Genomic DNA, 8829 nt, shown 5'->3' with positions numbered 1-8829 from the left:
GGGTCTCGGCGGTGGACTGGGCGGTGGCTTGGGCGGAGGGCTGGGTGGCGGCCTCGGCGGCGGCACTCCGTCGCCCGCCGCCCCGGGTCAGCCGCCTCTGGGCCAACCGCAGATCGGCCAGCCGCCTCTGGGGCAACCTCCTCTGGGGCAACCGCAGATCGGCCAGCCTCCGGCGTCCAACTGAGCGGCGAAGCAAGGACGCCCCCGGAAACGGAAAACACCCCGCGGATCGCTCCGCGGGGTGTCGCCATTTGCGGGCCTTGCGCCCTTCTCAGAGCTTGCCGGCGTTCTGCTGGAGCATCATGAAGGTGTCGTAGTTGTATTCGGCCACCTGCGCCCAGGTGTAGTACTCCGACCGGAAGGCCTTGATCGACTGCCAGAGCTTGGCGAAGGCCGCGTTGGTTGCCTCCATCTCGGCGTAGACCTCGTTGGCGGCGTTGAAGCAGGCTTCGAGGATCTCGGGCGAAAACGGGCGCAGCTGCGCCCCGTTGGCCACCAGCGACTTGATCGCCGCCGGGTTCTTGTAGTCGTACTTCTGCAGCATGTCGGCATCGACACCCTGGCAGACCGACTTCAGAAGCGACTGGTACGCCGGCGTCAGTTCCTCGAACTTCGCCTTGTTGAACATGAAGTGGACGGTCGGGCCGCCCTCCCACCAGCCGGGGTAATAGTAGTAGGGCGCGACCTTGTAGAAGCCGAGCTTCTCGTCGTCATAGGGGCCGACCCACTCGGCGGCGTCGATGGTGCCCTTCTCGAGCGCGGGATAGATGTCGCCGCCGGCGATCTGCTGCGGCACGACGCCGAGCTTCGACATGACCTGGCCGGCGAAGCCGCCGACCCGCATCTTCAGGCCCTGCATGTCGGCGACGGTGTTGATCTCCTTGCGGAACCATCCGCCCATCTGGACGCCGGTGTTGCCGCCCGGCAGCGCGTGGAGCCCGTGCTGCGCGAGATATTCGTTGTAAAGATCGATGCCGCCGCCGTGGTAGTGCCAGGCGTTGATGCCGCGCGCCGAAAGCGAGAAGGGCACGGCTGCCGCGACGGCGTAGGCCGGATCCTTGCCGAAGTAGTAGTAGCCGACCGTGTGGCAGGCCTCCACGTTGCCGGCGCCGACCTCGTTTGCGGCCTCGAGACCGGGAACGATCTCGCCCGCCGCGAAGACCTGGATCTGGAAGTTGCCGTCGGTCGCTTCCGAGATGCGCTGCGACAGGACCTCGGCGCCGCCGTAGATCGTGTCGAGCGACTTCGGGAAGGACGAGGTCAGGCGCCAGGTGATCTTAGGGGCCGACTGGGCGATGGCGGGCGCCGCGAGCGCGGCGCCCGCCGCCGCGGCCGTGCCGCCGACGGCGGCTTTCGTCAGGAATGAACGACGATCCATTGGAACCTCCCTTTGGGTGTGATCTTGACCAGCGGCGCCCAGCCGGGGGCCGGTGACGGGAAGACTTTACACGCCCCTAAGGTCCTGTCCAGCATGGACAAGCCGACTGCGAGAACGTTACCGGACGTCACCTTTCATCCGCGTTGGGTCAGGACCACGCCGATCGCCATGATGGCGAGCCCGGCCGCCCTGACCGGCGTCACCTCGCGCACGATCGCCCCCATGAGGCCCCATTGGTCGATCACCGCGGCCGAGAGAAGCTGGCCCAGAAGGACGCAGGTGATCGCGTTGCCAAGGCCGAAGCGGGGTGCCACCCAGGTAATCGAGAGCACGTAGAAGGCCACGAGCACGCCCCCGAGGAAGAGGTGTTTCGGCTGGCCGGGCGCGGCGGACAGCGCCGCCGTGCCGCGCGTGGCGACCATGACCAGCGCCGCGCTGGCAAGGGCCACGGCGAAGAGCACCGTCGCAGCGGCGGCGGGTGCGCCGATGCGTGCGCCGAGCCGGGCGTTGAGCGCGGCGAGGATCGGAATGCCGATGCCCGCCAGCAGCATCACCGAGGCGTATCGCAGCGTCTCCGGCATCAGTTCTCCTTGCCCTTTCGCTCCGCGCGGGCGCGGAATTCCGTCACCGGAAGGCCCGCCACGCCCCAGTCCTCCAGCGCGACCTCGTCGATGACGACATGCGTCGTCGCCGGGTTCTTTCCCAGCACGCGGACCAGAAGCTCGGTCGTGCCGCGGATCAGTTCCGTCTTCTGCGCCGGCGTGGCGCCCTCGCGGGTGATCCTGATGTTGACGTAGGGCATTGTCCATCCTCCCTGTCAGTGGGTGCGCGCCTCGGCATGGAAAACCTTGGCGATGATCTGCCAGCGGCCGTCGAGGAGGACGAGCGTGAGGCAGTCGGTGAAACGGGTCGCGCCGATGACGCAGGTCACCACCGCCGTCGCCGTCACCGGGCCGGCGAAGGCGATGGAGACGATTCGGTCTTCCCGCGGCTCCCCCCGCGAAGCCGGTGACGGCCGGGCGTCGACGACGGGGAAATACTCCCCCATCGTCCGGTGCAGGAGCTTCCCGTCGCTGGCCGAGGCATAGAGCGCCTGCGGGTGGAACACGCGGGCAAGCCGCGCGGTATCCGAATGGTGGAGTCCGTCGAAATAGGTGCCCAGCACCTCGGTCACGGCGGCGAAGTCGCTCATGTGCCTTCCCCTTCTCAGATCAGCCCTTCGGCCCTCAGCGTCGCCTGGGTTGCCGGGCGGGCCGCGACGCGCGCCACGTAGTCCTTCAGCCGCGGCCAGCTTTCGAGCGCGATGCCGGTGAAGTTCGCCCAGTTGGCAACGACGAAGGCATAGGCGTCGGCAATTGTGAAATCGCCGCCGGTGAGATAGGCCCGGCCGTCGGCCAGCCGCGCCTCGAACCAGTCGAGCTTCGCCGCCACGGTCCTGCGCGCGGCAGCCTGCCCGACCTCGTCCAGGGCGGGATTGAAGAGCGGGCTGAAGGCCGGGTGCAGTTCGGAACTCGTGTAGGTCAGCACCTCGTTCACCCGTGCCCGTGCCAGCGTGCCCGCCCGCGGCGCGAGCGTCTCGGCCCCCGCGGCATCGGCCACGAACTGCAGGATCGCCGGGCCCTCGGTCAGGACCTCGCCGTCGAGCGCCAGCGCGGGCACCTTGCCCTTCGGGTTCACCGAAAGGAAGTCCGTGCCGTCCGCGGTCTTCTTCGACCGCGTGTCGACGCGCTCGGTCTCGAACGGGCGGCCGATCTCGTTCAGCACGATGTGCGAGGCCATCGAGCAGGCGCCGGGGGAGTAATAGAGTTTCATCGCAGTCTCCGTATCGTTGGTCGGTGCCGGGACGCATAGCGTAATACGGTAACCTTTGGAAACCACCTTACTTGCTGTAACCATGATTTTGTGGTAACCCGCCGGTAACCCGGAGACCGCCATGGCCCTGAAACGCCGCAGGAACGCAGCCCCGAATCCCCAGTGCCCCCTCGCCGCCTGCATGGCCATGATCGGCGGGGCCTGGACGCCGAACACGATCTGGTACCTTTCCGGCGGACCACGCCGGTTCTCCGAACTCAAGACCGACATGGCGCCCGTCTCGGCCAAGGTGCTGACCCAGCGGCTGCGGGAGATGGAAGAGAACGGCATCGTCCATCGCCGGGTCGTGCCCACCTCGCCGCCGTCGGTCGAGTACGAGCTGACCCCGCTCGGGGCGGAACTCCTCCCCGCGATCCGCGCCATCGCCGACGTCGGCATGAAGCTGAAGGCGCGCCGGACGGCGACCGCGGCCTGATCCCGGCTGGCAACAGCGTTCCGCCGGCATCGGCGCGATGTGCCCCCTGCCCCTTGCAAAAACGCCTGCCGCACCGATCTAGGTCCGACAGCAGTGCGGAGGGGATCGTGGTCTATCTGATGTTCGCGGCGGGGCTCGTCGGCCTCTTCGTCGGTGGCGAGTTCCTGATCCGCGGATCGGTCGCGGTCGCGCAGCGGTTGATGGTCCCGCCGCTCATCATCGGCCTGACAATCGTCGGCTTCGGCACCTCCACGCCCGAACTTCTGGTCTCGCTCGAGGCGGCACTCGCCGGGTCGCCGGCCATCGCCATCGGCAACGTCGTCGGCTCCAACATCGCGAACATCCTGCTGATCCTCGGCCTCTCGGCGCTCATCACCGTGGTGCCGATGCCGCTCGCGCCGATGCGGCGGGACTATGCCGCGATGATCGCGGCGACGCTGGTCCTCTGGGCGATGCTGCTGTCCGGCTCGGTGACGCGGGTCTTCGGCGCGGTGCTGCTGGCAGGCATAGGGCTCTACCTCTGGCAGGCGCTGACAGGCGCAAGAACATCCGGAGCGAAGGAACCCAACATCGACCCCGCGATTGCCGCGGCCGCGGTGGCGCCGTCGCTCTGGAAAAGCCTTCCAGCCGTGCTTGCCGGCCTTGTCATCCTCATGTTCGGCGCCCGGCTCCTGGTCGAGAGCGCGACCGCGATCGCGCGCGACTTCGGGGTCAGCGAAGCGGTGATCGGCCTGACCATCGTCGCCATCGGCACATCGCTGCCGGAGCTTGCGACCTCGATACTTGCGGCGATCCGCCGCCAGCCCGAGATCGCCGTGGGAAATATCCTCGGCTCGAACATCTTCAACATCTTCTGCATCCTTGGCGTCACGGCGCTGATTTCGCCCGTCCCGGCCGATCCGCGCTTTGCGCGGCTCGACATGGTCTTTGCCTTTGCCGCGGCACTTGCGATGCTGGGCTTCGCGGCGTTGCGGGGAAAGGTCGGCCGGCTTGGCGGCGCAGGGCTCCTCGCTGGTTATGCCGGATACTTCGCGTTCATCGGCCAGCCCTAGCCGCGAGGATGCCCCCGGAATGCGCAATCTTTCCGGATTTCGCCGGACAGCGAAAGAAAATGTGCGATAAACCGGCGTCTGCGACACTTTATTCCGGATTTTGCCGGTTGACGCCCCCGGCGCGCGCCAATAATGTCCGCCGCACAGCAGCAAGGGAGCCTCGTGGGCGATGACCCCGATCCTCGTAGAGCTTGAGGTTTGGCGCATGGGCCGGTGACGGTTGGCCATAATGGTTCCCATGCGCCCCCGAACGACCCTCGGGGGCTTTTTCTTGTGCAAGTGACGGCACGGACGGAGAGACGAAGATGTCGCGGCAGATGACCGGTGCGAAGATGGTGGTTCAGGCGCTCAGGGACCAGGGCGTCGAGGTGGTCTTCGGCTACCCGGGCGGCGCGGTGCTGCCGATCTATGACGAGATCTTCCAGCAGAACGACATCCGCCACATCCTCGTCCGGCACGAACAGGGTGCGGTCCACATGGCCGAAGGCTATGCCCGCTCGACCGGCAAGGTCGGCTGCGTCCTCGTGACCTCGGGCCCCGGCGCCACGAACGCGGTCACCGGCCTGACCGACGCGCTGATGGACTCGATCCCGCTCGTCTGCCTCACCGGCCAGGTCCCCACCTTCATGATCGGCACCGACGGCTTCCAGGAGGCCGACACGGTGGGCATCACCCGCCCCTGCACCAAGCACAACTGGCTGGTGAAGGACACCGAGCGGCTGGCCGAGACGATCCACCAGGCCTTCCATGTCGCCCGCTCGGGCCGGCCGGGACCGGTGCTGATCGACATCCCCAAGGACGTGCAGTTCGCGACGGGCACCTACCGGGCCCCGCGCGAGGCGACGGTCAGCCACTACCAGCCGAGGGTGAAGGGCGACATTGCCGCGATCACCGCGCTCGTGGACCTGATGGAGAAGGCGGAACGCCCGGTCTTCTATACTGGCGGCGGCGTCATCAATTCCGGCGCCGCGGCGAGCCAGCTCCTGCGCGAGCTGGTGGACGCCACCGGATTCCCGGTGACCTCGACGCTGATGGGGCTCGGCGCCTACCCGGCGAGCGGGAAGAACTGGATCGGGATGCTCGGGATGCACGGGCTCTACGAGGCCAACCTCGCCATGCACGACTGCGACCTGATGATCAACCTCGGCGCCCGCTTCGACGACCGCATCACCGGGCGGATCGCCGATTTCTCGCCCCGCTCGAAGAAGGCGCATGTCGATATCGACCCCTCGTCGATCAACAAGGTGATCCATGTCGACATCGCCATCACCGGCGACGTCGGCCATGTGCTGGAAGACCTGCTGAAGGTCTGGAAGGCGCGCGGCCGCAAGGTCAACAAGGAGGGCCTGACGAAATGGTGGGGGCAGATCGAACAGTGGAAGCTGAAGAAATGCCTCAGCTACAAGAACTCCGACAAGACCATCAAGCCGCAGTACGCGCTTGAACGGCTGGAGGTGCTGACCCGCGGCCGCGACCGCTACGTCACGACCGAGGTGGGCCAGCACCAGATGTGGGCGGCGCAGTTCCTCGGCTTCGACGCGCCGAACCGCTGGATGACCTCAGGCGGCCTCGGCACCATGGGCTACGGCCTGCCTGCCTCGATCGGCGTGCAGGTTGCCCATCCCGACGCGCTTGTCGTCAACGTGGCGGGCGAGGCCTCGTGGCTGATGAACATGCAGGAGATGGGGACGGCGGTGCAGTTCCGCGCTCCGGTGAAGCAATTCATCCTGAACAACGAGCGCCTCGGCATGGTGCGCCAGTGGCAGCAGCTCCTCCATGGCGAGCGCTATTCGCATTCCTGGAGCGAGAGCCTGCCCGATTTCGTCAAGCTGGCCGAGGCATTCGGCTGTGCCGGCGCCAAGGTGGACCGGCCGCAGGACCTCGACGATGCGATCCGGGCGATGATCGACTACGACGGGCCATACATCCTCGACGTGCTCGTCGAGAAGCACGAGAACTGCTTCCCGATGATCCCCTCCGGCAAGCCGCACAACGAGATGCTGCTGGGCGACGCCTCGACCGAAGGCGCGATCCAGGCCGGCGGCGCGGTGCTGGTCTAGGGGCGCGAAGGGGGGCGTCGGACAGGACGGGTCATGGGCGACGGGCAACGCGACGGCAGCAGGACCGTTTCGGCCGTCGCGGGGATCGCACTCCTCGCGGCGGGCGCCTTCGGCTACGGGCTCTGGTCCGGGGCGACGGGGGGCTGGGCCTACCGGACGGTCACGGCGTTCCTCGACACCGCCGGGCTCGCGCTTTCCGAAATGCCGAACCTCGTGGGAAGCGAGCCCGTCAATTTCCTGCAGCCGGCGCGGCAGGCCGGGCAAGGCGTCACGATCAACGCCGCCGCCGATGACCGGCTCATCGCCGTCGCGGGGTTCTTCGACGGGCAGAACGGCATCCGGCTCCTGCGGCGGGACGGAACCGTGGTCGCTGCGTGGACGCTGCAATACTCGCGCGACTTCCCCGAGACCGCCTATCTCGAGGACCGCGCGCCGCAGACCGACTGGAACGTCGATCTCCACGGGCTGGTCGTCAACCCCGACGGGTCGGTGGTGGTCAACTACGAATATGCGGGCCTCATCAAGCTCGACCGCTGCGGGCGCACGGAATGGACGCTGGAGCACGCCACCCACCACTCGGTCGAAAAGTCCGAGGGCGGCGGCTACTGGGTGCCGGGGCTCCGGCTCCTTCACCCCGGCCGGATGGAGGACGAGTTTCCGCCCTTCACCGAGATGAAGGGCGTGCCCTACATCCTCGACGACCTGATCCTGAAGGTCAGCGAGGACGGGGAGGTCACGCAAGCGAGATCGGTGCCGCGGATCCTCTACGACAACGGCCTGGAGACGCTCCTGACGGCGAACGGCATGAGCTTCTTCGCCACCGGGCGCTGGAACGACGAGATCGTTCACATGAACAAGATCGCCGAACTGCCGGCGGAGATGGCCGCCGCCTTTCCACGGTTCGCGCCGGGCGATCTGCTATTGTCGCTGCGCGAGCAGAACATGCTTCTGGTCGTGAGTCCGGAGACCTGGCGGGTGAAGTGGTATCAGGTCGGCCCCTGGCGGCGCCAGCACGACCCGGAGTTCATGCCCGACGGAACGATCACGCTCTTCAACAACAACGCCTACCGGACCCTCCTCGGCGAGCGCGACACGAGCCCCGTCGACGGGCCCTTCGTGTCCGAGGTCGGGCGGGTGGACCCGCGCACCGGGGCCTATGAGGGCCTCTGGGGCAACCGTCCGGGGCAGGACATGCTGAGCGTCATCCGCGGCAAACAGCAACCGCTGGCGACCGGCGGCTTCCTCGTGACAGAATTCGAGGCCGGCCGCGCCTTCGAGACGGACGCCGAGGGGCGTATCGTCTGGGAATACATCAACCGCTACGACGCCACCCGCGTCGCCGAGATCACCGAGGCGCGGTCCTACCCCGCGGCCTATTTCACCGTGAAAGACTGGTCCTGCCCGGCGCCCTGAGGGGCGGCGGCCGGGCCGAAGAGGAAGGAAGAGATATGTCGCCGCTCAACATCAAGAAGGGCTCCACCAGCCATTCCGCCTACGACCTGCGCGACCCCAACGCGCAGGTGATCGAGCGCCACACGCTCGCCGTGCTCGTGGACAACGAGGCGGGCGTGCTCGCCCGCGTCATCGGTCTCTTCTCCGGGCGCGGCTACAACATCGACAGCCTCACGGTCGCCGAGGTGGACCACCAGGGCCACCGCTCGCGGATCACCGTGGTCACCCGTGGGACACCCTCGGTGATCGAGCAGATCAAGGCGCAGCTCGGCCGCCTCGTGCCGGTACACGACGTCCACGACCTGACCGTGGAAGGCCCGGCGGTGGAGCGGGAACTGGCGCTCTTCAAGGTCAAGGGCACCGGCGAGAAGCGCATCGAGGCGCTGCGGCTCGCCGAGATCTTCCGCGCAAACGTCGTCGATTCGACGCTCGAGAGCTTCGTCTTCGAGATGACCGGCACGTCCGAGAAGATCGACGCCTTCGCCGAACTCATGCGGCCGCTCGGCCTCTGCGACGTGGCGCGCACCGGCGTCGCCGCGTTGTCGCGCGGCGCCTGAAGGGGCGCAGGGCTCCGGCGCCGGTTGCGCCCGGAGCGGGTTG

At 67.6% G+C, this 8829-nt stretch carries 10 protein-coding genes; 5 read left to right on the top strand and 5 right to left on the bottom strand.

Annotated elements, in window-relative coordinates; genetic code table 11:
* Positions 1-271 precede the first annotated feature (271 nt).
* From F9K34_RS14760 to gstA, 5 genes are all read right to left on the bottom strand, one after another.
* On the bottom strand, positions 272-1378 hold the full coding sequence (locus tag F9K34_RS14760) for a TRAP transporter substrate-binding protein (protein ID WP_291337821.1): 1107 nt from the start codon (positions 1376-1378) through the stop codon (positions 272-274).
* A gap of 134 nt (positions 1379-1512) precedes the next feature.
* A complete protein-coding gene (locus F9K34_RS14755) occupies positions 1513-1959 on the bottom strand; it encodes a DMT family transporter (RefSeq protein ID WP_291337820.1) in 447 nt (148 codons plus the stop codon).
* Entirely contained in the window at positions 1959-2180 is a 222-nt protein-coding gene (locus F9K34_RS14750; RefSeq protein WP_291337818.1) for a tautomerase family protein, read from the bottom strand. Before F9K34_RS14750 ends, F9K34_RS14755 begins: the two co-directional genes overlap by 1 nt.
* 15 nt (positions 2181-2195) lie before the next feature.
* Positions 2196-2570: a nuclear transport factor 2 family protein gene (locus F9K34_RS14745; RefSeq protein WP_291337816.1), complete on the bottom strand. Its 375-nt coding sequence runs from the start codon at positions 2568-2570 to the stop codon at positions 2196-2198.
* Between the two features lie 14 nt (positions 2571-2584).
* Positions 2585-3190, bottom strand: a complete 606-nt coding sequence (gene gstA, locus F9K34_RS14740; RefSeq protein WP_291337813.1) for a glutathione transferase GstA — start codon at positions 3188-3190, stop codon at positions 2585-2587.
* 121 nt (positions 3191-3311) lie between these two features.
* Between gstA and F9K34_RS14735 the strand changes: the two genes are divergently transcribed.
* From F9K34_RS14735 to ilvN, 5 genes are all read left to right on the top strand, one after another.
* The gene (locus tag F9K34_RS14735; RefSeq protein ID WP_291337811.1) at positions 3312-3665 is read left to right on the top strand and encodes a winged helix-turn-helix transcriptional regulator; all 354 of its coding nucleotides are present in this window, start codon (positions 3312-3314) and stop codon (positions 3663-3665) included.
* A 107-nt stretch (positions 3666-3772) separates the two neighbouring features.
* Positions 3773-4717, top strand: coding sequence for a calcium/sodium antiporter (locus F9K34_RS14730; RefSeq protein WP_291337810.1), 945 nt, complete (start codon positions 3773-3775; stop codon positions 4715-4717).
* 305 nt (positions 4718-5022) lie between these two features.
* Entirely contained in the window at positions 5023-6777 is a 1755-nt protein-coding gene (locus F9K34_RS14725) for an acetolactate synthase 3 large subunit (RefSeq protein ID WP_291337809.1), read from the top strand.
* A 33-nt stretch (positions 6778-6810) separates the two neighbouring features.
* Positions 6811-8190 carry an arylsulfotransferase family protein gene (locus F9K34_RS14720; protein ID WP_291337808.1) on the top strand — a complete coding sequence of 460 codons (1380 nt, stop codon included), beginning with the start codon at positions 6811-6813 and terminating at the stop codon, positions 8188-8190.
* Positions 8191-8225: 35 nt separating this feature from the next.
* Positions 8226-8786, top strand: a complete 561-nt coding sequence (gene ilvN, locus F9K34_RS14715; RefSeq protein ID WP_291337807.1) for an acetolactate synthase small subunit — start codon at positions 8226-8228, stop codon at positions 8784-8786.
* Positions 8787-8829: the final 43 nt, after the last annotated feature.

It is taken from the genome of Albidovulum sp., assembly GCF_008933605.1.
Classification (GTDB): Bacteria; Pseudomonadota; Alphaproteobacteria; order Rhodobacterales; family Rhodobacteraceae; genus Albidovulum.
The sequence above is the reverse complement of the archived record's forward strand: the minus strand, read 5'-3'. Positions and strand labels throughout refer to the sequence as shown.